Below are 22,728 nucleotides of genomic sequence, written 5' to 3'. Positions count from 1 at the left end.
TCCTGACCCGCCCGGTCAGGAGGGCTCTTCGCGCAGCAGGAGCTTGGCGTCGGGGGCGTCGGCGGGGAACACCAGCAGCCGGTGCGACTCGCCGCGGCGCACCACCGTCACCTTGATCCGGGCGGCGCGCAAACGCTTGGCGAGCACGTCCGCGGCTTCGGGGGTGGGCACGGCGGTGACTTCGGTCAGCAGGCCGAAGTCGTCGCCGGTGTAGTCGGGCACGGCCCGGCGGTCGATGCCGAACGCCCAGAACAGCACGAGGGCGAGCAGCCCGAACACGATGACCAGCAGCAGGAACGTGGTGAGCGTGGTCACGCCGTCCATCTTCCCGCAGCTTCGATTCAGTGAGCAACGGCACGCGCGGGCTGTGTTACTCGTCAGTACGCTACGGGGGACCACCTCCCCAGAGGAGACCCGACCGCGAGGTCGCGTCGATCGTTCGCGACTCATTTGCCGGCGATCACGCTTTTCGATCGTCGGGAAATCAGGCGCGAACGGTCGACTTCCAGGCGACCTCGCCCGCCGTCTGCGGAGCAGCGGCCATGAGACAGGGGTTGCTGTGCCGTACCCGGCAGACCGAGAGCGCGACCGCCCGTGGGTGATGCGGACGTACGCGGGCCACTCCAGCGCCACCGCCTCCAACGCGCTGTACCGCCGCAACCTCGCCAAGGGCCAGACGGGCCTGTCCGTCGCCTTCGACCTCCCCACGCAGACCGGCTACGACCCGGACGACGAGCTGGCCAGGGGTGAGGTCGGCAAGGTCGGCGTGCCCGTCAGCCACATCGGCGACATGCGGCAGCTGTTCGACGGCATCCCGATGGGCGAGGCGAACACGTCCATGACCATCAACGCGACGGCCATGTGGCTGCTCGCGCTGTACGTGAGCGTCGCCGAGGAGCACGGCGCGGACCGCGCCACGCTCGCGGGCACGACGCAGAACGACATCATCAAGGAGTACCTGTCCCGCGGCACGTACGTGTTCCCGCCCGGGCCGAGCCTGCGGCTGATCACCGACGTGGTCGCGTGGACCGTGTCGAACGTGCCGAAGTGGAACCCGATCAACATCTGCTCGTACCACCTGCAGGAGGCGGGCGCGACGCCCGTGCAGGAGATCGCGTACTCGCTGTCCACCGCGATCTCGGTGCTGGACTCGGTGTTCGACTCCGGCCAGGTGCCCGAGGAACGGCGCGGCGAGGTCGTCGCCCGCATGTCCTTCTTCGTCAACGCCGGCGTGCGGTTCGTCGAGGAGATGTGCAAGATGCGGGCGTTCGTCCGGCTGTGGGACGAGATCACCCGCGACCGGTACGGCATCGCCGACCCCAAGCACCGCCGGTTCCGGTACGGGGTGCAGGTGAACTCGCTCGGGCTGACCGAGGCGCAGCCGGAGAACAACGTGCAGCGGATCGTGCTGGAGATGCTGGCCGTGACGTTGTCGCGGGACGCGCGCGCCCGCGCGATCCAGCTGCCCGCGTGGAACGAGGCGCTCGGCCTGCCCCGGCCGTGGGACCAGCAGTGGGCGCTGCGGATGCAGCAGGTGCTGGCCTACGAGACGGACTTGCTGGAGTACCAGGACATCTTCGCCGGCTCGCACGTCGTCGAGGCCAAGGTGGACGAGCTCGTCGAGGGCGCGCGGGCCGAGATCGACCGCGTGCAGGCGATGGGCGGCGCGGTCGCGGCGGTCGAGTCCGGCTACATGAAGTCGGCGCTGGTGTCGTCGTTGGCGGAACGGCGCCGGCGGGTGGAGTCCGGTGAGGACGTCGTGGTGGGCGTGAACAAGTTCGCCACCACCGAGCCGTCGCCGTTGCAGGCCGAGGGCGCGAACGCGATCGAGCAGATCGACCCCGTCGTGGAGCAGCACGCCGTCGAGGCGGTCCGGGCGTGGAAGTCCTCTCGGGACGACGCGCTGGTGCAGTCCACTTTGGCCGATCTGCGCGCGGCGGCGAAGACGGACCAGAACCTGGTCGAGGCCACGATCGCGTGCGCGAAGGCGGGCGTGACGACGGGCGAGTGGTCGCAGGCGTTGCGCGAGACGTTCGGCGAGTACCGCGCGCCGACCGGGGTTTCGGCGGCTTCGGCGTCCGGTGACGCGGGCGCGGAGATCGGCCGGGTGCGCGAGCGCGTGCGGGCGACCGGCGAGGAGCTGGGCGAGCGGCTGCGGATCCTGGTCGGCAAACCCGGCCTCGACGGCCACTCCAACGGCGCCGAGCAGGTGGCCGTGCGGGCCCGCGACGTCGGCTTCGAGGTCGTCTACCAGGGCATCCGGCTCACACCCGCGCAGATCGTGGCCGCCGCCGTGCAGGAGGACGTGCACGTGGTCGGCCTGTCGATCCTGTCCGGCTCGCACCTGGAGGTCGTGCCCGCGGTGGTCGACGGCCTGCGCGCGGCGGGCGCGGGTGACGTGCCGGTCGTCGTCGGGGGGATCGTCCCGCCCGACGACGCCGACAAGCTGCGCGAACGCGGCGTGGCCCGGGTTTTCACGCCCAAGGACTACGAGCTGACCCAGATCATGGACGAGATCGTGACCGTGGTGCGTGAGGGGAACGGTCTCCAGACCGGCCGTTAGAGCACGTCGTCGGTCGACACGATCTCGGCGAACCCGCCGCCGCGCAGGTTGGCGACGGTCGCCCGGGACAGTTCGTCGGCGGTCAGGCCCTCCAGGTCGAACGTGAACGTGGCGTCGAGCACGACCCTGACGCGGTAGCCGAGGTTGCCGCCGACGCGGGCGGTCGTCTCGACGCACATGTTCGTCTGGATCCCCGCGAGCACGATGTCGGTGATGCCGCGTGCCTTGAGCCACGCGTCCAGGTCGACCTCGCCGTGGAACGCGGAGTTGACGTCCTTCGCGAAGACCAGGTCGGGCTCGGCGCGGTCCAGTTCGGGCTTGAACCGGTTGCCGTCCTGGCCGGGCCGAAGCGGCGAGCCGGGCTCGGTCGAGTCGTGCCGGACGAGCACCAGCGGGCCGGTCCAGGCGTCGAGGAGACGGGCGGTGTTGGCCTCCGCGTCGGGGTTGTTCCGCTTGCCCCAGGACGGGTCGTCGAAGCCGCGTTGCACGTCGATCAGGATCAGGGCGGTGTCGGTCATGGCGTCGAGTCTGCGCTGGTCACCGGGCCGGGTGGGAGTGGCAGACCTGGCACGTTGGGATACTATCCTGCCATGCGGACGGTGGGTGTGCTCCTGCTGGCGGGCAGTCGGATGTTCGACATCTCGGTGGTGAGCGAGGTGTGGGGCGTCGACCGCGTCGACGCCGGTGTCGGCCCGTTCACGTTGAGGCTGTGCGCGCCGGGGCGGGTGGCGACGGCCGTGGAGCCGGTGGGCGTCATCCCGGCGACGCACGGCCTGTCCGGACTGCGCGACTGCGACCTGGTGGTGGTGCCCGGCCGGGTGGATCCGCTCGCGCCGGTGCCGTCAGCCGCGGTGCGCGCGCTGCGGTCGTTCTCGGGGACGGTGGCGGCGCTGTGCTCCGGCGCGTTCACGTTGGCGGCGGCGGGGATGCTGGACGGGCGTGCGGCGACCACCCATTGGCGGCTGTTGGACGCGCTGGAGGCCGCCGCGCCCCGCGCCCGCGTGGTGCGGGACGTCCTGTTCACCGACGACGAGGTGCTGACGTCGGCCGGCGTGGTCGGCGGCTTGGACCTGTGCCTGCACCTGGTGCGCCGGGCGCACGGCGCCGACGTGGCCGCCGCCCTGGCCCGCCGCCTGGTGATGCCGCCGTCGAGGGAGGGAGGCCAGCGCCAGTACGTCGACCCACCCCTGCCGCACCGCCCCGAGCGCGCCGGCCTGGCGTCCACTGTGGACTGGGCGGTGGACCGCCTGTCGTCGGACGTCGGCGTGGCCGGGATGGCCGCGCACGCGGGGATGAGCGAGCGCACGTTCCACCGGGCGTTCCTGGCCGCCACGGGCAACACGCCCGGCCGCTGGCTCCAGGTGCAGCGGGTCCGGCTGGCCCAGCGCCTGCTGGAGACCACGGACCTGCCGGTGCACCGCGTGGCCGAACGGGCGGGCCTCGGCACCCCGGCGAACCTCCGCCGCCGCCTGCGCGCGGAACTCGGCGTGACCCCCGACGCCTACCGCCGCACGTTCCGCGTGCCCGCCTCCTGACCCGGTCAGTTCCGCGTCACGGGGATGATGGTGCTGTCCTCCTCGAACACCAGCACCCGCGAGCCCAACGGCCTCGACAGCTTCACGGGGTAGTACTGGGACCGGTAGATCGCGGCGCGAGCGCACTGGCCGACGGTCCCGATCGTCCGCACGCCGATCACCACGGACGTCTCGGTCTCCGTCACCACGGGCTCGTTGACGGCAGGGGTCTCGTCGGGGTGGCAAGGCGACGGGGCCGCGCCCAGCTCCACCTCCAGCTCCACGCCGTCCGACGTCTTGGCGTGGTGGCTCCCGTCGATGACCTCACCCTGCTTCCAGAACGCCGCGGGCGTGACCGCGGGCCAGGCGTAAACGCTGCCGAACGAGGACCGGAACAGCCACGCCGGCAGCTCCAGGTCACCGCGGTCGGTGTTGAACACCGCCTTGCCCAGCTCGGCGTTCACCAACTCCAGCGGCTCACCCTCGCGGGCGTCCGCGGACATCGCGGTCAACGCGTCGCGCACGCCGATCAGCGGGAACGTCGTCGTGCCGTCGGGCAGCACGACGGGCGCCGGCGCGGGCGCGGGCGGCTCGACACCGGTGAACCGGTAGCCGTAGCCCACCGCCAACTTCTCCTCACCGAGGCCGCGCCACTCCACGGTCACCAGCTTCGGCAGGAACAGCACGATCGGGCGGGGGACGGCGTTCACCGGGAAGTCCGTCGGCGGCGGCGGGTTGGGCGTGGCGGTCTGGGTGGAGGTGCCGGGATGGCCGGGGTCGACCGGCAGGGTGTGCGATGCCTGCGAAGCGCAGCCAACGAGCAGCGAAGCGCCCAGGAGCACCGGTAACAGACGAAGTCTCATGCACCCAGGACGGACGTCCCCCGGCGAGTGGTTGCACGGCCGGTTACCGTCGCGACATGGCCGAATACCAGCACATCCGCGTCGACCGCACGGATGACGTCGTGCGGATCACCATGGACCGCGCCGCCCGGCGCAACTCGCTGTCCGCCGAGCACCTGGCGGAGCTGCTGACCGCGTTCCGCGACGTCGCCGCGTCGGACGCGGTGGGCGTGGTGCTCGCGGGCGAGGGGCCGGTGTTCTCCGCCGGGCACGACTTCGCCGACGTGTCCGCCCGTGACCTGGAGGGCGTGCGCGAGCTGCTGACGCTGTGCACGGACCTGATGCGCACGATCGAGTCCGTGCCGCAGGTCGTGATCGCGCGCGTGCACGGCCTGGCCACGGCGGCGGGCTGCCAGCTGGTGGCGTCCTGCGACCTGGCCGTGGCCGCGGAGGAGGCCGGGTTCGCCCTGCCCGGCGGCAAGGGCGGCTGGTTCTGCCACACCCCGGCGGTGCCGGTGGCCCGCGCGGTCGGCCGCAAGCGGCTGATGGAGATGGCGCTGACCGGCGACACCGTCGACGCGCGCACCGCCGAGCAGTGGGGCCTGGTGAACCGGGTCGTGCCGCTCGCTGAGCTGGACGACGCCGTGGCCGAGCTGATGCGCCGGGCCACCCGCGGCAGCCGGGCGAGCAAGGCGCTGGGCAAGCAGACGCTCTACGCCCAACTCGACCGGCCGGAGGCCGACGCCTACGCCATCGCGGTCGAGGTGATGGCGGCGGCGTCGCAGACCGCGGCGGCCAAGGAGGGCATGTCGTCGTTCCTGGAGAAGCGCCCGCCCGTCTGGACCGACTGACGGCTAGCTCGCCGCCCCCAGCACGAGGGACGCGACGGCGAGGGCGAGGAACGTGCCGGGGAAGGCGATGTTGTGCCACACCCGGAGCCGCACGTGCAGCCCGACCGCGCCCACGAAGAACACCACCAGCCCGATCGCCGCCGCCGTCCCGACGACGTGCGCCCCGAGCAGTCCCAGGAGCAGGCCGACCGCGCCCGCGGCCTTCAACGCGCCCAACGTGGGCACCCACGAGTGCGGCACGCGGACCTCGGCCGAGTTCGCCAGGACGAAGCCGGCTTTCGCGAAGTCGGCGACGGCGGCCGCGGCGTTGGCGAGGATCGCGAGGACGGTGACGACGACGTGTGCGGTGGACATGACACCTCCGGGTGAGCGGACAAGAACTCCTGCTCACCCGACGTGCGAGCGGCGTGGGAGGTGACCGGCTACCCCACCCGCTTCCTCCACCGCGTCAGTCAGCACGTCGGTCAACGCCTCCGCGCACGCCACCAGCTCGGCGGAGGTCAACTCCGCGATCCCGACGGTCCCGGTCCCGGTCCCTGGTCCGGTCACGGTTGCGCGTGCTCGTGCAGCAGGAGCAGCGTGTACGCGGCGATCGACTGGGCGTCGGTGATCTCGCCCCGCGCGATCATCGCCTCGAACTGCGCGCGCGGGAACCACGCCGAGCGCATGTCCTGCTCCTCGTGCTCCCGCTCGTGGAAGCCCTCCCGCAGGTCGGTGGCCAGGAACACCCGGCCGCGCTGGCTGGACATGCCCGGCGCGACGTCCAGCAAGCCGAGCTGCACCAGCTTGCCCGCCCGCAGCCCCGTCTCCTCCCGCAGCTCGCGTTCGGCCAGCACCAGCGGGTCCTCGTCCGCGCGTTCGGGCGCGGTGCCCTGCGGGAACTCCCAGCGCCGCATGCCGATCGGGTAGCGGAACTGCTCGACCAGCCGCAGCCGCTCGCCGTCCATGGGGATCACCAGCGCGAAGTCGGGCTTGTCCACCACGCCGTAGATGCCGGTGGTCCCGTCCGCCCGTCCGATGGCGTCCTCCCGGACCACCATCCACTGGTTCGCGTACACCTCACGCGATCCGAGGGTCTCCACGATCACTCTCCCTGTGCCGAATGCTCCGGGCCGCCGGACCGCGATCGGGCCAGTTCCGATCACGCCGCCCTCATGCGAAGTACACCACCAAACCGGTGGCCGACCGGAAGCCGAAGGTCAGCCACGTGGCGGTACCTGCCGGTGCGCCGGAGCCCGCACCCCGTAGCCTGTCGGCCGTGCGCCTCGTCATCGCTCGCTGCCAGGTCGACTACGTCGGACGCCTCACCGCCCATCTGCCGATGGCGCAGCGGCTGCTGCTGATCAAGTCGGACGGCTCGGTGTCGATCCACTCCGACGACCGCGCGTACAAGCCGCTGAACTGGATGAGCCCGCCGTGCTGGCTGATCGAGGACCCGGACGTGTGGGTCGTGCAGAACAAGGCGGGCGAGAAGCTGATCATCACCCTGGCCGAGGTGCTGCACGACTCCAAGCACGAACTCGGCCCGGAACCCGGCCTGGTCAAGGACGGGGTCGAAGCGGACCTGCAGAAGCTGCTGGCCGAGCACGTCACCACGCTCGGCGACGGCTGGACCCTGGTCCGGCGCGAGTTCCCGACCCCGATCGGCCCGGTCGACCTGATGTGCCGTGACGCGAAGGGCGGCTCGGTGGCGGTCGAGATCAAGCGCCGCGGCGAGATCGACGGCGTCGAGCAGCTGACCCGCTACCTGGAACTGCTCAACCGCGACCCGCTGCTGGCGCCGGTGAGGGGCGTGTTCGCGGCGCAGCAGATCAAGCCGCAGGCGCGCACCCTGGCCGAGGACCGCGGCATCCGCTGCGTCGTGCTGGACTACGACGCGCTGCGCGGAATCGAGTCGGACGAGTTCCGCCTGTTCTGACCGCCGCCGCGTCGAGGGGGATCCGCCGGAAAACCGGTTGATCGTTCCCGCGCGCCGATTACTCTGGGCCACGCACTCCCGGTGCGAAGTCCGGCGGCTACTTCTTCAGGTGAAATCACGCCGCAGGACGTCTGGATCTCGGGAGCACACAACTTCACACGTGCCCGGTGCGCAGGCGAGGGTTACTTCCACTGATAATGGGGATGTCGCGGGTTCGAGTCCCGTCACCGGCCCTGGCCGGTGTAGCTCAGGTGGTAGAGCACCTAATGTACCTTCACCGATTTGATCTCGGGCACGTGTGGAGCCTGTCGTCGCTCCCCCTCGGCAATTGAGGGGCGGAAATGAGCAAGTTCAACTTCGGTCGCGTGCGCGCGGCCGTGTCCAGCCCGGTCAAGTCCGAGGCCGTGGCGAGCGGGCGCACCCATGAGGGTTCGCCGGGATATGCGCGGAACCCCAAGTCGGAACTTTTCCTGCTCGCGGTCACCAACATGGTGGGCGAGCGGACGTTCTACGGGGACGCGGGCGAGCGGGACGACCGCTACGCCGCGCTGGTCCGCGCCACGACCGACGCCGACCCGGAGTGGACGGCCCGGTTCCTGGCGTGGCTGCGCGGCGAGGCGAACATGCGCACGGCGGCCGTCGTCGGCGCGGCGCACTTCGTCAAGGCACGGCTCGACTCCGGTGCGCCCGGCCTGTCCCGGCAGGTCGTCGACTCGGTGCTGCGCCGTGCCGACGAGCCGGGCGAACTGCTGGCCTACTGGACCTCGCGGCACGGTCGCGCGCTGCCGAAGCCGGTCAAGCGCGGCATCGGTGACGCGGTGCGGCGGCTGTACGACGAGCGCGCGTTGGCGAAGTGGGACTCCGAGGCGCGCGCCTTCCGGTTCGGCGACGTGCTGAACCTGACCCACCCGTCGCCGCGCGCCGACTGGCAGGGCGACCTGTTCACCCACGCCCTCGACCGCCGCAACAACCGCGCCGACGACGTGCCCGAGTCACTCGCCGTCCTGCGCACCCGCGCGGAACTGCTGGCGTGGCCGGTGGAGCGTCGGCGGGCGCTGTTCCGCGAAGACCGCGACACCGTCGCCGCGACCCTGCGCGCGGCGGGCATGACGTGGGAATCGGTCGCCGGCTGGCTGCAGGGCCCGCTGACGGCCGACGTGTGGGAGTCGCTGATCCCGTCGATGGGGTACATGGCCCTGCTCCGCAACCTCCGGAACTTCGACGCGGCGGAGGTGTCGGACGCGGTGGCGGCGGAAGTGGCGGCGCGGTTGGCCGACGCCGAGCAGGTGGCGCGGTCGCGGCAGTTGCCCATGCGGTTCCTGTCGGCGTACCGGGCGGCGCCGTCGTTGCGGTGGGCGTGGGCGTTGGAGCAGGCGATCACGCACTCGCTGGGCAACCTGCCCGAGCTGCCCGGCCGCACGCTGGTGCTGATCGACACGTCGTACTCGATGAACGCGCCGTTCTCGAAGGACGGCACGCTCATGCGGTGGGACGCGGCGGCGGTGTTCGGGATCGCGCTCGGGTCGCGGTGCGAGCGGGCGGACGTGGTGTCCTACTCCGACAGCACGCGCCCGTTCCGGCTCAACCGGGGCGAGTCGCTGCTGAAGGCGGTCGACCGCTGGAAGTCCGACGGCTACTTCATCAGCGGCGGCACGGCCACCGCGCGCGCGGTGCGGTCGCACTTCAAGCTGCACGACCGGGTCGTGATCATCACGGACGAGCAGGTGGGCGACGGCGACGTGCACCGGGCGATGCCCGACGACGTGCCGCTGTACACGTGGAACCTCGCCGGGTACCGGTACGGCCACACGCCAAGCGGCGGCCGTGATCGACACACGTTCGGCGGGCTCACCGACCAAGCCTTCCGGATGATCCCGCTGCTGGAGAGCGGTCGGAACGCCGACTGGCCGTTCTGACGTCGTCCGGTGTCGTTCCGGGTCGGTCCCGGTCGGTCCAGGTCGTTCCGGGAGACGTGCCAAGGCGCCGCCGGTCCGCTTCGCGCGGGCCGGCGGCGCCTGTCCCTGTCCGCACTTCTCGGGACGCGGTAAGCCGTTCGGGCGCGTGGCAGGGCGGATTTCGCGATATACGCTGACTTCCCCGTCAACGGGCCTGGAGGCGCGTGGTGCGAAGACCTCGAAGACGAAGATCCGGCCCTCCCGCCCTGGTCTTGTCGGTTCTGCTGTCAGCACTCCTGGCGGTGGCGGGCTGTGTGTCGCAGGCGCCCCTGTCGGCGCCACCGATCGTCGCGGCGTTCAGCTCCACCGCCGCGCCCCCTTCCGCCGCGCACCTCGCGGCACATCCCGTCGCCGGTCAGGCCGGTGGCGAAGTCCGGCTCAGCGGTGAGGGCTTTCCCGCACACGGTCGGGTGGTCTTCACCTTCCACGGCCGACCGGTCGGCGACACCACCGCGGACGCGGTCGGGCGGTTCGCCGAGGTCCCCGTCCGGGTGCCCGAGTCGTTCGGCGATGCCGCGCCCGGCACCCGGTTCGCCATCGGCGCCACCTCCGGTCCCGTCTCCGCCGAGACCCGGTTCGTCCTCACCCGCTGACGCGTCCACCTGAGGTTTAGCGCGGGGTAGTTCAAACCGGCGGAGCGCACCGAGGTGCACTACCGTCGGCTTGATCGGCTGTGCGGTGGTGCGCGGTCCTGCGTGGTCGTGCGCGGCGGTGTTCGGGGCTGTTCGGATCAGGGAGGTGGGCGGAGGTGCCCGTACTGGCCCAGGTGGACCTCAGGCTGGACGCCGGTCCGTTGGACTACACCTTGCTGGCGGTCTACTTCGTGTTCGTCCTCGGGATCGGCTTCCTGGCCCGCAGATCCGTCTCGTCCAGCCTGGACTTCCTGCTCTCCGGCCGCTCGTTGCCCGCGTGGGTGACGGGGCTGGCGTTCATCTCCGCCAACCTCGGCGCGATCGAGCTGCTCGGCATGGCGGCCAACGGCGCGCAGTACGGCATGGCGACGGTGCACTACTACTGGATCGGCGCGATCCCGGCCATGGTGTTCCTCGGCCTGGTGATGATGCCGTTCTACTACGGCTCGAAGGTCCGCAGCGTCCCCGAGTTCCTGCGCCGCCGCTTCGGCAAGGGCGCGCACCTGGTCAACGCGATCAGCTTCGCCGTCGCCCAGGTGCTGATCGCGGGCGTGAACCTGTACGCGCTGGCGTTCCTGCTGAACCTGATGCTCGGCTGGCCGATCCCGCTGTCGGTGGTCATCGCCGCGGCGATCGTGCTGACGTACACGGCGCTGGGCGGCCTGTCCGCGGCCATCTACAACGAGGTGCTGCAGTTCTTCGTGATCGTCGCCGCGCTGCTGCCGCTGACGATCGTCGGCCTGCACAAGGTCGGCGGGTGGGACGGGCTGGTCGAGAAGGTCACCGGCGGTCCCGGTGGCGCGGAGCAGCTGTCGGCGTGGCCGGCGACGGAGTTGACCGGCATCCAGAACCCGGTGCTCAGCGTGATCGGCATCGTGTTCGGCCTGGGTTTCGTGCTGTCGTTCGGGTACTGGACGACGAACTTCGCCGAGGTGCAGCGCGCGCTGTCGGCCAAGAGCATGTCGGCCGCCCGGCGCACGCCGATCATCGGCGCGTACCCGAAGATGCTGATCCCGTTCGTGATCATCATCCCGGGCATCATCGCCGCGCTGGTCGTGCCGGAGATGGCCGCGCTCAAGGCCGGCGAGGAGAGCGGCGTCGTCTACAACAACGCGCTGCCCGCGCTGATCGGCGAGCTGCTGCCCAACGGCATGCTCGGCATCGCGATCACGGGGCTGCTGGCGTCGTTCATGGCGGGTGTCGCGGCGAACGTGTCGTCGTTCAACACGGTGTTCACGTACGACCTGTGGCAGGACTACGTGCGCAAGGACCGCCCGGACGAGTACTACCTGCGGGTCGGGCGGCTGGCCACGATCGGCGGCACGGTGGTCGCCATCGGCACCGCGTTCCTCGCCGCCGGTTACGGCAACATCATGGACTACATCCAGGCGCTGTTCTCGTTCTTCAACGCGCCGTTGTTCGCCACGTTCATCCTGGCCATGTTCTGGAAGCGGATGTCGGCGGCGGCGGGCTGGGCGGGCCTGGTCGCGGGCACGCTCGGCGCGGTGGCGGTGTTCGTGCTCGCCGAGACCGGCGTGCTCGACCTGCCGGGGCAGGGCGCGAGCTTCCTCGGCGCGGGCGTGGCGTTCGCGGTGGACATCGTGGTCAGCGTCGTGGTGACCACGTTCACCCGGCCGGTGCCGGAGGAGCGGCTGGTCGGGCTGGTCTACAGCCTGACGCCCAAGGAGGACCGCAGGCACTCGACCACGGGCGAGGACGCCGGGTGGTACCGCTCGCCGCTGCTGCTCGGCATCGGGGTGCTGGTCCTGACCGCCGTGCTCAACATCGTCTTCGGCTGAGGGAGGTCGTCGTGGCGCGCAAGGCCGGTCTGTTCGACCTGCGACTGGTGATCGCGGTGCTGTTCGCCATCTACGGCGTGGTGCTGCTGGTGGTCGGGCTCGGCTTCACCGAGGAGGCCGACCTGGCCAAGGCGGACGGGCTCAACATCAACCTGTGGACCGGCATCGGCATGGTCGTGCTGGCGGCGCTGTTCGCGGTGTGGGCGACCCTGCGGCCGGTCATCGTGCCCGACGTGCCTGACACGCCCGACCTGCCGACCGGGCAGCCGTCGGGCACGGAGGGGTGAAGCCCCGTCAGCGCTTCGGGTGGACCGGGTTGAAGGCGACCGGGTTGAAGGCCTCGACCGTCCAGGTGTCGAGCCAGCGGACGGCGCGGCGGATGCGGGTGCGCATGTGGTGGTGGTCCTCTCGTCGGGTTGGTTCCGGTGTCACCAGGGTCAGCGCGTCGATCTTCTGAATCGTTCCCGAAGGCCGTCGTGAGGACGGACACAGGGTTCGTGCCACGAATGGAGCACTCGGTCGCTACCGTGCACCACGTGCCCCGTCTCGTCGCCGTGTTGAGCTTGATCCTGCTGCTGGCCGGCTGTGCCGGGGCGGATCTCGCCAAGCAGAAGTTCCCGCGCACCACGATCCCGGCCGAAGCCGAGAACGTCTCCGACCCGAGCGGGTCGAGCGAGAAGCCGCCGCCACCCTCGGACGGTCGGCCGGTCGACCCCGCGTTCGCCGCGGACAAGCTGCGGCTCACCGACCCGTGCGAGCTGCTGGACGAGGACGTGCTGAAGCGGTTCGGCACGCCCGGCGACCGGTCGCGCAGCGGGTTCAGCCGGTGCTCGAACTTCATGAAGGACAAGGGCGGCAAGGACCTGGCGGTCACCGTCGAGGTCGGCCAGACCATGACCACCGAGCTGAAGAAGGCGGACAAGCAGCTCGCCGGCCTGCGCAGCTACGAGCAGGTGCTGGACAACAGCGCGTGCTTCGTCTCGGTCATCACGCAGGAGGAGCCCGGGCTGGGCCTCACCGTGCAGATCGGGTACGAGGACGGCGACGCGTGCGCGCCGGGGCGTGAGATGGCCGAGGCGGTGGTCAAGCAGATCAAGGAGCGTTCGGCGACCCGGACGCCCGCCAAGGGCTCGCTGATCACGCTCGACCCGTGCGCCATGCCGGACAAGGCGGCGGTCGACGCGGCGGCGGGCGCCGATTACCGTGTGTACCCGTACGGGCTGCACAACTGCGCCTGGGTCGGCGACGACCGCGAGCTGACGCTGGCGTTCCGCGAGACCTACATCCCCGACGACCGCTCGTTCGACGACAAGCAGACCGAGGTCGACCTCGGTGGCGGTGTGGTCGGCTACCAGGTGTCCAGCAGCACGTCGTTCCCGTCGTGCGAGGTCAAGTGGGTGCAGCTGGTGGGATCGGACAAGGAGGGCGAGATCGTCCAGATCAAGTCGGCCGCGCCGAAGGCGTCCGAGTTCGACCGCTGCGCGACCGCCGTGACGTTCGCCAAGACGATCATCGGCAAGATCCCGAAGGGCTGAACGGGGGCTGACATCACCCCCTGTTACCCGTTACTGTCGAGTAACACCCGTGTTCGTGCTTGCGCTTGGAGGGTCCGATGACGCAGACCGTTCCCACCACTCCGGCGCGGGCCGACGACGGGCAGCGCCGGTTCGCCTCCCTCGACCCCCGTACGGGTGAGGTCGTCGACCACCACGTGGTGGCGTCGGAGGACGACGTCCGCGAGGCCGTGCGGGTCGCTCGCGACGCCGCGGTGTTCTGGGCGGAGTTGGGGTTCGACGGCAGGCGGGCGCGGTTGGACGCGTGGCGCAAGCTGCTGCTCAAGCGGCTGGACGAGTTCCAGGTGCTGATCAGCGCGGAGACCGGGAAGTCCGCTGACGACGCGCGGACCGAGCTGGCGCTGGTCATCGACCACCTGCACTGGGCGGCGAAGCACGCGCCGAAGGTGCTGGGCAAGCGCAAGGTCTCGCCGGGCATGCTGATGTACAACCACGCGGCGAGCTTGGAGTACCGGCCGCTGGGCGTGGTCGGCGTGATCGGGCCGTGGAACTACCCGGCGTTCACGCCGATGGGTTCGATCGCGTACGCGTTGGCGGCGGGGAACGCGGTGGTGTTCAAGCCGTCGGAGTTCACGCCGGGGGTCGGGGTGTTCCTGGCGTCGACGTTCGGCGAGGTGGTGCCGGAGTTCCCGGTGCTGCAGGTGGTCACCGGGTTCGGCGAGACCGGGGCGGCGTTGTGCGCCTCGGGCGTCGACAAGCTGGCGTTCACCGGGTCGACGGCGACGGGCAAGAAGGTGATGGCGGCGTGTGCCGCGTCGTTGACGCCGGTGTTGGTGGAGTGCGGCGGCAAGGACCCGCTGATCGTGGCCGAGGACGCGGACGTCCGCGCGGCGGCGGACGGTGCGGTGTGGGGCGGGATCTTCAACTCCGGGCAGACGTGCGCCGGCGTCGAGCGGGTGTACGTCGCGGACGCGGTGTACGACGAGTTCATCGGGCTGGTGGTGGAGAAGGCGAAGAAGTTGCGGCCCGGCGGCGAGGCCGACGCCCACTTCGGGCCGATCACCATGCCCAAGCAGGTGGACGTGATCCAGTCGCACGTGGCCGACGCGTTGGAGCGCGGCGGGCGGGCGGTCGTGGGCGGGCTGGAGTCGATCCGGCCGCCGTACGTCGAGCCGGTGGTGCTGGTGGACGTGCCCGACGACTCGACCGCGGTGACGGAGGAGACGTTCGGGCCCACGCTGGTGGTCACGCGGGTCGCGGACGCGGACGAGGCCGTGCGGCGGGCCAACTCGTTGGCTTACGGGCTGGGTGCGTCGGTGTACTCGCGGAACCGGGGTGAGGAGTTGGCGGACAAGCTGCGGTGCGGGATGGTGTCGGTCAACTCCGTGCTGGCCTTCGCGTCGGTGCCCGGGTTGCCGTTCGGCGGGGTCGGGGATTCGGGGTTCGGGCGGATTCACGGGGATGACGGGTTGCGGGAGTTCACTTACGCGCACGCGGTGACGCGGAAGCGGTTCGGGGCTTTGCTGAACCCGATGACGTACGACCGCGGGTCTCGGACGATTCGCCACGTGGTGCGGCTGGTCCGCGTCCTCTACGGCCGCTGACCCCCGCGCGTGTGTCGAACGCTCAGGTCGCGCGTGTCCTACGTTCAGAACGCGCGTGTCCTACGTTCAGAACGGGCGTGTCGAACGTTCAGAACGGGCGTGTCGAACGTTCAGAACGGGCGTGTCGAACGTTCAGAACGGGCGTGTCGAACGTTCAGGTCGTGCGTGTCGAACGTTGAGGGCGCGAGAGTCCTACGTTCGCGGTGCGAGAGTCCTACGTTCAGGACGTGTGAGTTCAACGCTCAGGTGCTCTGGGTTAGGCGCGGTGGTGAGTCCGGCTCGATTTGACATGGGGCCCTTACGGGCGCAGGCCAAAGCCGGGCAGGCCTGGCGGGAAGAGCGTCCGCCAAGCCTGCCCGGCTTCGACCAGCCTAAGGCACCCGAACCCATGTCAAATCGGGCCTCAGCGGTGGTGTGGCGGGTCCGATGTGCGGCAGTTGGGTGAGGGAGCCAGCGAGGTATGGGGGTGGGTTGGTGGGTTAGTTGGTGAGGGTTTGTTCCAGGTCGGTGAGGACTTCTTCGGCGGCGAGGACGCCTAGGCCGAGGAACCAGGTTTCGTCGCTGACTGGTTTGGCGTGGCCGGACTTGACGGCGGTCAGGGTTTGCCAGAGGGGGCCGGCCAGGACTTGTTGTTGTGCGGTTTTGGTTTGGTCGCCGTAGGTGCCGATGAGGATCCAGTCGGCGTCGGCTTGGGCGATTTGTTCGGTGCTGATCTCGACGGCGAGGTCGTCCGCCTGGCTGGCCGGGGGTTGGGGGATGCCCGCGTCGATCAGGATCGTGCCGATGAAGCTCTTCTTGGCGTAGAGCCTGTTCTTGCCCGGCAGGAAGCGGAGCATGGTGACGGTGGGGCGCTTGCCCGTCTTGGACTCGATGTTCGCGCCGACCTGCTTGGCGTGGGTCTCGTAGTCGCTGATGAGCTTCTCGGCCTCGGTGGAGCGGTCCAGGGCGGCGGCGTTCAGGCGGAAGTTCTCCTTCCACGTGTAGCCCGGACGGGCGGCGAAGACGGTCGGGGCGATCTCCGAGAGCTTCGGGTACTGCTGTTCGGCGCGCAGTTGGGAGCCGATGATGAGGTCGGGCTGGAGCTTGGCGATCGTCTCCAGGTTGAGGCTCGTGATGCCGCCGACGTTCTCCGGGTTCCCCGCCTTGTCGCCGATGTAGCTGGGCATCGTGGGCGCGCCGTCCGGGTAGGCGACGCCGACCGGCTTGACGCCCAGGGCGACCACGTTGTCCAGCTCGCCGCCGTCGAGGACGACGACGCGTTCCGGGCGCTTCTCGATCACCGTCTCGCCCATGGCGTGCTTGATCGTGCGGGGGAACTGGCCGGGCTGGGCGTCGGTGCCGAAGCCGGCGCTCTTCTCTCCTGCCTTGCCGAACTCGGAGCCGCCTTGGGCCACGGCGGGCTTGTCGGTGGGTGTCTCGGTCTGGCCGCACGCGGCGAGGGTGAGGGCGGCTGCCAGCAGGGCCGCGATCCTGGTGTTCGACACTCCGGGGTTCCTCCACTACTCCAGGTCACTGACCTGCTGTTCTTAGGGTTGCCTCACCGTAGCTTCCGCTTTCGGCGCCGCGCGCGGTGGAGTAGTAATGGGCTGATCAGCGTCGATCGGGAGGTCCCTCCGTGAAGAAGATCATCAACGATCCGGCGACCGTGGTGGTCGACGCGTTGCGCGGGATGGCGCTCGCGCACGCCGACCTGCTGGAGGTCCGGTACGACCCGGCGGTGGTGCTGAGGGCGGACGCGCCGGTGTCGCGGAAGGTGGCCGTGATCTCGGGCGGGGGTTCCGGGCACGAGCCGCTGCACGGGGGTTTCGTCGGGCGGGGGATGCTCGACGCGGCCTGTCCCGGCGCGGTGTTCACGTCGCCCACGCCCGATCAGGTGGCGGCGGCCGTGGCGCACACCGATGGTGGCGCGGGCGCGTTGTTGATCGTGAAGAACTACACGGGTGACGTGCTGAACTTCGAGACCGCGGCCGAGTTGGCGGCGGCTGAGGGCGTGGACGTGCGGACCGTCGTGATCGATGACGACGTCGCGGTGAAGGACTCGCTGTACACGGCGGGACGGCGTGGTGTCGGCGGCACGGTGCTGCTGGAGAAGATCGTCGGCGCCGCGGCGGAACGCGGGGTCGACCTGGACGGCTGCGAGGCGTTGGCCCGGCGGGTCGTCGGGCAGGTGCGGTCGATGGGGTTGGCGTTGACCGCCTGCACGGTGCCGCACGCGGGCGAGCCGTCGTTCACGCTGGCCGACGACGAGATGGAGCTGGGGATCGGCATCCACGGTGAGCCGGGACGGCGGCGGGTGGCCGTGGGGTCCGCGGATGACATGGTGCGGGCCCTGCTCGACCCGATCTTGGAGGACCTGCCGCTGGCCGAGGGCGACCGGGTGCTGCTGTTCACGAACTCGATGGGCGGCACGCCGCTGATCGAGTTGTACTTGGCGCACGGGATCGCGGAGCGGTTGTTGGTGGAACGCGGGGTTGTCGTGGAACGGCGGCTGGTCGGGCCGTACATCACCAGTTTGGAGATGCAGGGCATGAGCTTGACGTTGTTGAAGCTGGACGACGAGATGATCGAGTTGTGGGACGCGCCCGTGCACACCGCGGCGCTGCGGTGGGGCGTCTGATGGACTGCACGGCGGAGTCGGTCGCGGGGGCGATGCGGACGGTGGCGGCGGTCGTGGTCGAGCACCGCGAGGAGCTGAACCGGTTGGACCGCGAGATCGGCGACGGGGACCACGGCGAGAACCTCGCCCGCGGGCTCAGGGCGTTGGAGTCCAAATTGGACGAGGTGCCGTCGTCGCCCGGCGGGGTGTTGAGGCTGGCGGCCACGACGTTGATCTCCACGGTCGGTGGGGCGGCGGGCCCGTTGTACGGGACTGCGTTCCTGCGCGCGGCCACGTCGGTGGGCGATGTGGCCTCGGTGGACGGCACGGCGGTGGCGGCGGCGTTGCGGGCGGCGTTGGGGGGGGGGGGGGCGCGGGGCAAGGCGGCTCTGGGCGACAAGACGATGGTGGACGCGCTGACGCCCGCGGTGGCGGCCGCGGAATCCGTGGCGGTGACCGGTGGCGGGGTGGCGGAGGTCCTGAGCGCGGCGGCCGACGCGGCTGAGCTGGGCGCCGACTCGACCGTGCCGATGGTGGCGCGGAAGGGGCGGGCGTCGTACCTGGGCGAGCGCAGCGCGGGGCACCTCGATCCGGGTGCGCGGTCGACGGCGTTGTTGTTGCGGACGTTGGCGGGGAGGGCGCGGTGATCGGGCTCGTCGTGGTGTCGCACAGCCGTCGGCTGGCCGAAGGGGTGGCGGAGTTGGCCGGGCAGATGGCGCCGTCGGTGGCGATCGTGCCGTCCGGTGGCGATGGGACGGGTGGGTTGGGCACGGACTACGTGGCGGTCGGCGAAGCCATCGCGCGGGCCGATTCCGGCTCTGGGGTGGTCGTTCTGTTTGATCTCGGCAGCGCGAAGATGGTGGCCGACATGGCCGCTGAGGAGGCGGAAGGGTCGGTCGTCGTGGTCGACGCGCCGTTGGTCGAAGGGGCGGTGGCGGCGGCTGTCCGGGCGCAGGGCGGGGCGGGGTTGACGGAGGTGGCCGCGGCCGCGTCGTCCGCCGGGGCCGTTTCGGCGGCGTCGGTGGTGGACGGGGACGTGGTGCGGGCCGACGTGGAGCTGACGAACTCGGTGGGGCTGCACGCGCGGCCGGCGGCGTTGGTGGTGCGGGCGCTGGATTCGCTGGACGCGTCGGTGGTGGTGCGGTTCGGGGACGAGTCGGCGGACGCCAAGAGCGTGCTGGCGTTGATGGGGCTCGGCGCGCCGGGCGGTGCGCGGGTGGAGGTCGTGGCTTCGGGCGTCGACGCGTCGGAAGCCGTGCGGCGGGTGGAGGAACTCGCCGCCAGGCGGTTCGACGAGTGAGCCGTGCCTGGACCGATTTACTTGCTCGATACGGATGGTGAAGCTCACGCTCACGACGCGTGACGACCGTGGGATAGTCGCGGTCAAGTTACCGTCCGGTAGCCACTCCGGTGAGTGGGAGGTCAACAGTGACGCGCCAGTTCAACACGGTCGGTGTCGTCGGTCTCGGCACGATGGGCGCCGGTATCGCCGAAGTCCTCGCCCGGACCGGCATCACTGTGGTGGCGGTCGACGTGGACGACGCGGGCCTGGCTCGCGGCCGCGGCCACCTGGACCACTCGACGGACCGCGCGGTGGCGGGCGGCAAGTTGTCGTCGGACGAGCGCGACGCGACGCTGGGCCGCATCTCCTATGCCACGTCGTTGGACGCGCTGGCCGGCGTCGACCTGGTGATCGAGGCGGTGCCGGAGCGGATGGAGCTGAAGGCCGCCGTGTTCGCGGAGCTGGACCGGATCTGCGGCCCGGACACGGTTTTCGCGTCGAACACGTCCGCGCTGTCGATCACCGAGATCGGTGTCCACACCGGACGGCCGGGCAAGGTCGTCGGCCTGCACTTCTTCAACCCCGCGCCGGTGCTGAAGCTCGTCGAGGTGATCCGCACGGTCGTCACCGAGCCGGACGTGGTGACCGATGTGGTCGCGTTCGCCGAAGGGCTGGGCAAGACGCCGGTCGTCATCGGGGACCGGGCCGGGTTCATCGCCAACGCGCTGCTGTTCGGGTACCTCAACCACGCGGTGCGGATGTACGAAACCCGTTACGCGACAAGGGAAGACCTCGACGCGGCCATGCGGTACGGGTGCGGCTACCCCATGGGTCCGCTGGCGGTGCTCGACCTCATCGGGCTGGACACGGCCTACGAGATCCTCGACACGATGTACCACCAGTCCCGCAACCGGCTGCACGCGCCGGCGCCGTTGCTGAAGCAGATGATCACGGCGGGGCTGCTGGGGCGCAAGAGCGGGCGCGGCTTCTACACCTACGACGGGCCGGACTCGCCGGTGGTCGTGCCGGACGTGCTCACGCCGGTCGCCTCGGCCGAGGACGACGCCGCGCGCGAGGTGCAGCGGGTCGGCGTGATCGGCACCGGCACCATGGCCACCGGGATCGTCGAGGTGTTCGCCAAGCGCGGGTACGACGTCGTGCTGCGGGCGCGGTCGGAGGAGAAGGCCGCCGCGGCGGTCGGCAAGGTGCGGAAGTCGTTGGAGAAGGCCGTCTCGCGGGGCCGGTTGTCGGCGGAGGACCGGGACGCCGCGCTGGCCAGGGTGACGCCGGTGGTCGACTTCGCGGGCCTGGCCGACTGCGACCTGGTGGTCGAGGCGGTGGCCGAGGAGCTGTCGATCAAGAAGGCGGTGTTCGAGGCGCTGGACGAGGTGTGCAAGCCGGGTGCGGTGCTGGCCACCACGACGTCCTCGCTGCCGGTGATCGAGTGCGCCGCGGCGACCGCGCGTCCCGGTGACGTGGTCGGGCTGCACTTCTTCAACCCGGCGCAGGTGATGAAGCTGGTCGAGGTCGTGGAGACGATCTCGACGTCCGCCGACGTCGTCGCCACGGCCCGACGGGTGTGCCTCGACCTGGGCAAGGTGCCGGTGCACTGCGGCGACCGCGCCGGGTTCATCGTGAACGCGCTGCTGTTCCCGTACCTGAACGACGCGGTGAAGATGCTGGAGGCGCACTACGCGTCGGCCGACGACATCGACAACGCGATGAAGGTCGGCTGCTCGTTGCCGATGGGGCCGTTCGAGCTGCTCGACGTGGTCGGGCTCGACGTGTCGCTGGCCATCGAGCGGAGCCTGTACCTGGAGTTCCGCGAGGCGGGTTTCTCGCCCGCGCCGCTGCTGGAGCACCTGGTGAAGGCCGGGCGGCTGGGCCGCAAGACCGGCAAGGGTTTCCGCGACTACGTGGCCTGAGGGCTTCGTTGAGCGGGCTGATGGCGTGTCGGGTTTCGGCGTTTGGCATCGTGGTCACCATGCGGCGTGTGGTGATCTCGCTCCTGGTGGCGGCGTTCGGTCTGACGAGCGCCTGCGCGTACACGGTCAACGGCACCCCGGTGGCGGAGCAGGTGCTCGACGTCGACCCGCCGTTCACGTCGGCGCCGCGCACGCCGACGGGGTCCGCGGACCCGTCCGACGAGCCGACCGGGGACGTCGGCGACATCTGCGCGTTGATGGGGTGGAAGGACCTGCCCTACGACGTGCCGGACAAGGACGCCGAGCCGACGGAGACCGGTTACGACTCGTCGTTCGACCAGTCGTGCAAGTGGCAGACGTCGGTCGACTCGCTGGACGTGGGCGTGACCCTGCGGTTCCGCGAGGGGCGGGCGATCACGCTGGAGCAGAGCAACGGCGAGTTCGACCTGGGTGACCGGAAGGTGACCTACTTCGACCGGACGACGGACACGTCCGTGCAGCCGTCGTGCGTGTTGGTGATGGACTACGCCGGTGGTGGGCTGGGGATCATCGTGATCGACGGCTCGGCGCGCTTCGGCGCCATCTGCGACCAGGGCAAGAAGGTGGCCGAGGTGCTGCTGGAGAAGGAACCGGCCGGCTGAGTCGCGGGTCGGGCCCGGGGTGCTGAATAGTGCTGATGGTGCTGATGATCGCGGCGGGCGGCCTGGGCTCGTCCTGGCTTGTGCCGGACTTGTCCTAGGCCGCCGGTCGCGCGTCGACGTCGGTCAGCTGCAGCAGCCGCCGCCGCAGCACCCGCCTCCACCACCGGCGGGCGCGTCCGCTTTGCCGCTCAGACCGGCCATGGAGAGCAGCTTCACGGTGTCGTCGTGGCCGTTCGGGCACGGTGCGGGCGCGGAGGCCTCGTCCATCGAACGCTTCACGTCGAAGGTCGAGCCGCACGCCTTGCACCGGAATTCGTAGGTTGGCACGGCGCTCATTGTCCTCGGCGCGGCGGTGCGAGCAACAGCAAGGGCACCCCAACGGCCGATACGGTCGCGAGCAGCGTCAACAGTGGCAGGCTGTGCACCCAGCCGAGGCCTGCGGCGGCCAGGTGGGTGCCGGTGAACGTCGCCACCCACATCCGCGAACTGGGCCTCAGCCACACCGGTGCCAACGCCGACAGCGCCGTGACCAGCATCAACATCGTCGCACCGAGCAGCACGCCCTGCCGGAGCCCGCGCGGCTGGCCGACTGGCACGTCAGGCTCCTGCAAGACGGTCCGCGACTCGTGACCAGGCACGACGTCCGGCGGCGACGGTTCGACGAGCAGCCCGCGCACCACCGGCAGCAGGGTCACGGCCACCTCGGTCATCAGGAGCAGGGTTAATACGACACGTTGCCACTTGCTCACCCAGTGGACCGTAGGCGATCACCCAGCGCGAGCCCGGATACCCTCGTTTCTCGTGCCACGTCGTAACCGCCCGCAACGCCCGGACGAGCCCTCACCCATCGGTGGGCACGGTTGGGCACGCGCCGAAAGCGCCCAGGACGGCGAGTGGCTGGTGCGCACCGTCTCCGGCAGCGCCACCACCAAGACCTACCGCTGCCCAGGTTGCGACCACGAGATCCGCCCCGGCACCGCGCACGTCGTGGCCTGGCCGGCCGGCGACTACGGCTCGGTAGACGACCGCCGCCACTGGCACCAGGGCTGCTGGTCGTCCAGAACCCGCCGAGGCCCCACCCCCCGCCGCTGG

The 22,728-nt window shown here is 70.6% G+C and carries 25 protein-coding genes and 1 tRNA gene; 17 read left to right on the top strand and 9 right to left on the bottom strand.

Going from position 1 to position 22,728, the window contains the following annotated elements:
- Positions 1–15 precede the first annotated feature (15 nt).
- Positions 16–324, bottom strand: a complete 309-nt coding sequence (locus ADK67_RS40865; protein ID WP_053721961.1) for a hypothetical protein — start codon at positions 322–324, stop codon at positions 16–18.
- A 235-nt stretch (positions 325–559) separates the two neighbouring features.
- Between ADK67_RS40865 and ADK67_RS40860 the strand changes: the two genes are divergently transcribed.
- Positions 560–2,563, top strand: a complete 2,004-nt coding sequence (locus ADK67_RS40860; RefSeq protein WP_053721960.1) for a protein meaA — start codon at positions 560–562, stop codon at positions 2,561–2,563.
- Here ADK67_RS40860 and ADK67_RS40855 read toward each other — a convergent pair.
- Complete coding sequence (locus ADK67_RS40855) at positions 2,560–3,081, bottom strand: cysteine hydrolase family protein (protein ID WP_053721959.1); 522 nt, start codon at positions 3,079–3,081, stop codon at positions 2,560–2,562. The genes ADK67_RS40860 and ADK67_RS40855 overlap by 4 nt on opposite strands.
- A gap of 72 nt (positions 3,082–3,153) precedes the next feature.
- Between ADK67_RS40855 and ADK67_RS40850 the strand changes: the two genes are divergently transcribed.
- A complete protein-coding gene (locus tag ADK67_RS40850) occupies positions 3,154–4,098 on the top strand; it encodes a GlxA family transcriptional regulator (RefSeq protein ID WP_053721958.1) in 945 nt (314 codons plus the stop codon).
- Positions 4,099–4,103: 5 nt separating this feature from the next.
- Here ADK67_RS40850 and ADK67_RS40845 read toward each other — a convergent pair whose 3' ends face one another.
- A complete protein-coding gene (locus ADK67_RS40845; protein WP_157621457.1) occupies positions 4,104–4,940 on the bottom strand; it encodes a hypothetical protein in 837 nt (278 codons plus the stop codon).
- Between the two features lie 56 nt (positions 4,941–4,996).
- Between ADK67_RS40845 and ADK67_RS40840 the strand changes: the two genes are divergently transcribed.
- Positions 4,997–5,770: an enoyl-CoA hydratase-related protein gene (locus ADK67_RS40840; protein ID WP_053721956.1), complete on the top strand. Its 774-nt coding sequence runs from the start codon at positions 4,997–4,999 to the stop codon at positions 5,768–5,770.
- 3 nt (positions 5,771–5,773) lie between these two features.
- Here ADK67_RS40840 and ADK67_RS40835 read toward each other — a convergent pair whose 3' ends face one another.
- Genes ADK67_RS40835 through ADK67_RS40830 form a run of 3 tightly spaced genes read right to left on the bottom strand, consistent with a single transcriptional unit; the run spans position 5,774 to position 6,852 of the window.
- Positions 5,774–6,124 (bottom strand): DoxX family protein, encoded by a 351-nt coding sequence (locus ADK67_RS40835; protein WP_053721955.1) that lies wholly within the window; start codon positions 6,122–6,124, stop codon positions 5,774–5,776.
- A 33-nt stretch (positions 6,125–6,157) separates the two neighbouring features.
- Positions 6,158–6,319, bottom strand: a complete 162-nt coding sequence (locus tag ADK67_RS51735; protein WP_157621455.1) for a hypothetical protein — start codon at positions 6,317–6,319, stop codon at positions 6,158–6,160.
- Entirely contained in the window at positions 6,316–6,852 is a 537-nt protein-coding gene (locus ADK67_RS40830) for an NUDIX domain-containing protein (RefSeq protein WP_053721998.1), read from the bottom strand. The genes ADK67_RS51735 and ADK67_RS40830 overlap by 4 nt, the downstream gene beginning before the upstream one ends.
- Before the next feature lie 176 nt (positions 6,853–7,028).
- Between ADK67_RS40830 and nucS the strand changes: the two genes are divergently transcribed.
- From nucS to ADK67_RS40795, 8 genes are all read left to right on the top strand, one after another.
- Positions 7,029–7,688: an endonuclease NucS gene (nucS, locus tag ADK67_RS40825; protein WP_053721954.1), complete on the top strand. Its 660-nt coding sequence runs from the start codon at positions 7,029–7,031 to the stop codon at positions 7,686–7,688.
- A 162-nt stretch (positions 7,689–7,850) separates the two neighbouring features.
- A tRNA-OTHER gene (locus ADK67_RS51730) sits at positions 7,851–7,921 on the top strand.
- Positions 7,922–8,029: 108 nt separating this feature from the next.
- On the top strand, positions 8,030–9,604 hold the full coding sequence (locus ADK67_RS40820) for a TROVE domain-containing protein (RefSeq protein ID WP_053721953.1): 1,575 nt from the start codon (positions 8,030–8,032) through the stop codon (positions 9,602–9,604).
- Positions 9,605–9,897: 293 nt separating this feature from the next.
- Positions 9,898–10,236, top strand: a complete 339-nt coding sequence (locus tag ADK67_RS40815; protein WP_053721952.1) for a hypothetical protein — start codon at positions 9,898–9,900, stop codon at positions 10,234–10,236.
- Between the two features lie 155 nt (positions 10,237–10,391).
- Positions 10,392–12,074, top strand: coding sequence for a sodium:solute symporter family protein (locus ADK67_RS40810; protein ID WP_053721951.1), 1,683 nt, complete (start codon positions 10,392–10,394; stop codon positions 12,072–12,074).
- A gap of 11 nt (positions 12,075–12,085) precedes the next feature.
- On the top strand, positions 12,086–12,361 hold the full coding sequence (locus ADK67_RS40805; RefSeq protein WP_082404569.1) for a hypothetical protein: 276 nt from the start codon (positions 12,086–12,088) through the stop codon (positions 12,359–12,361).
- Between the two features lie 249 nt (positions 12,362–12,610).
- Positions 12,611–13,609 carry a DUF3558 domain-containing protein gene (locus tag ADK67_RS40800; RefSeq protein WP_157621453.1) on the top strand — a complete coding sequence of 333 codons (999 nt, stop codon included), beginning with the start codon at positions 12,611–12,613 and terminating at the stop codon, positions 13,607–13,609.
- A gap of 77 nt (positions 13,610–13,686) precedes the next feature.
- Positions 13,687–15,192, top strand: coding sequence for an aldehyde dehydrogenase family protein (locus tag ADK67_RS40795; RefSeq protein WP_053721949.1), 1,506 nt, complete (start codon positions 13,687–13,689; stop codon positions 15,190–15,192).
- A gap of 479 nt (positions 15,193–15,671) precedes the next feature.
- Here ADK67_RS40795 and ADK67_RS40790 read toward each other — a convergent pair whose 3' ends face one another.
- Positions 15,672–16,676 carry an ABC transporter substrate-binding protein gene (locus tag ADK67_RS40790; protein WP_053721948.1) on the bottom strand — a complete coding sequence of 335 codons (1,005 nt, stop codon included), beginning with the start codon at positions 16,674–16,676 and terminating at the stop codon, positions 15,672–15,674.
- A 131-nt stretch (positions 16,677–16,807) separates the two neighbouring features.
- Between ADK67_RS40790 and dhaK the strand changes: the two genes are divergently transcribed.
- From dhaK to ADK67_RS40765, 5 genes are all read left to right on the top strand, one after another.
- Positions 16,808–17,809 carry a dihydroxyacetone kinase subunit DhaK gene (gene dhaK, locus ADK67_RS40785; RefSeq protein WP_053721947.1) on the top strand — a complete coding sequence of 334 codons (1,002 nt, stop codon included), beginning with the start codon at positions 16,808–16,810 and terminating at the stop codon, positions 17,807–17,809.
- Entirely contained in the window at positions 17,809–18,435 is a 627-nt protein-coding gene (gene dhaL, locus ADK67_RS40780; RefSeq protein WP_053721946.1) for a dihydroxyacetone kinase subunit DhaL, read from the top strand. The genes dhaK and dhaL overlap by 1 nt, the downstream gene beginning before the upstream one ends.
- Positions 18,432–19,088 (top strand): dihydroxyacetone kinase phosphoryl donor subunit DhaM, encoded by a 657-nt coding sequence (gene dhaM, locus ADK67_RS40775; protein ID WP_053721945.1) that lies wholly within the window; start codon positions 18,432–18,434, stop codon positions 19,086–19,088. The genes dhaL and dhaM overlap by 4 nt, the downstream gene beginning before the upstream one ends.
- Before the next feature lie 128 nt (positions 19,089–19,216).
- Positions 19,217–20,995, top strand: coding sequence for a 3-hydroxyacyl-CoA dehydrogenase family protein (locus ADK67_RS40770; protein WP_053721944.1), 1,779 nt, complete (start codon positions 19,217–19,219; stop codon positions 20,993–20,995).
- Positions 20,996–21,054: 59 nt separating this feature from the next.
- Entirely contained in the window at positions 21,055–21,636 is a 582-nt protein-coding gene (locus ADK67_RS40765) for a DUF3558 family protein (RefSeq protein ID WP_053721996.1), read from the top strand.
- A gap of 123 nt (positions 21,637–21,759) precedes the next feature.
- Here ADK67_RS40765 and ADK67_RS40760 read toward each other — a convergent pair whose 3' ends face one another.
- Both ADK67_RS40760 and ADK67_RS40755 read right to left on the bottom strand, forming a co-directional pair.
- Positions 21,760–21,963: an FmdB family zinc ribbon protein gene (locus ADK67_RS40760; protein WP_063797900.1), complete on the bottom strand. Its 204-nt coding sequence runs from the start codon at positions 21,961–21,963 to the stop codon at positions 21,760–21,762.
- A gap of 5 nt (positions 21,964–21,968) precedes the next feature.
- Entirely contained in the window at positions 21,969–22,385 is a 417-nt protein-coding gene (locus ADK67_RS40755; RefSeq protein WP_157621451.1) for a hypothetical protein, read from the bottom strand.
- Positions 22,386–22,437: 52 nt separating this feature from the next.
- Between ADK67_RS40755 and ADK67_RS40750 the strand changes: the two genes are divergently transcribed.
- The coding region (locus ADK67_RS40750; RefSeq protein ID WP_063797899.1) for a hypothetical protein at positions 22,438–22,728 on the top strand (291 nt) is incomplete at its 3' end.

This window comes from Saccharothrix sp. NRRL B-16348 (assembly GCF_001280085.1).
Lineage (GTDB): Bacteria > Actinomycetota > Actinomycetes > Mycobacteriales > Pseudonocardiaceae > Actinosynnema.
The sequence above is the reverse complement of the archived record's forward strand: the minus strand, read 5'-3'. Positions and strand labels throughout refer to the sequence as shown.

Coding starts and splice junctions, on each gene's coding strand:
- ADK67_RS40865 (WP_053721961.1), bottom strand. CDS start 324: ATGGACGGCGTGACCACGCTCACCACGTTCCTGCTGCTGGTCATCGTG.
- ADK67_RS40855 (WP_053721959.1), bottom strand. CDS start 3,081: ATGACCGACACCGCCCTGATCCTGATCGACGTGCAACGCGGCTTCGAC.
- ADK67_RS40765 (WP_053721996.1), top strand. CDS start 21,055: ATGCGGCGTGTGGTGATCTCGCTCCTGGTGGCGGCGTTCGGTCTGACG.
- ADK67_RS40845 (WP_157621457.1), bottom strand. CDS start 4,940: ATGAGACTTCGTCTGTTACCGGTGCTCCTGGGCGCTTCGCTGCTCGTT.
- dhaL (WP_053721946.1), top strand. CDS start 17,809: ATGGACTGCACGGCGGAGTCGGTCGCGGGGGCGATGCGGACGGTGGCG.
- ADK67_RS40840 (WP_053721956.1), top strand. CDS start 4,997: ATGGCCGAATACCAGCACATCCGCGTCGACCGCACGGATGACGTCGTG.
- ADK67_RS40835 (WP_053721955.1), bottom strand. CDS start 6,124: ATGTCCACCGCACACGTCGTCGTCACCGTCCTCGCGATCCTCGCCAAC.
- ADK67_RS40820 (WP_053721953.1), top strand. CDS start 8,030: ATGAGCAAGTTCAACTTCGGTCGCGTGCGCGCGGCCGTGTCCAGCCCG.
- ADK67_RS40850 (WP_053721958.1), top strand. CDS start 3,154: ATGCGGACGGTGGGTGTGCTCCTGCTGGCGGGCAGTCGGATGTTCGAC.
- ADK67_RS40795 (WP_053721949.1), top strand. CDS start 13,687: ATGACGCAGACCGTTCCCACCACTCCGGCGCGGGCCGACGACGGGCAG.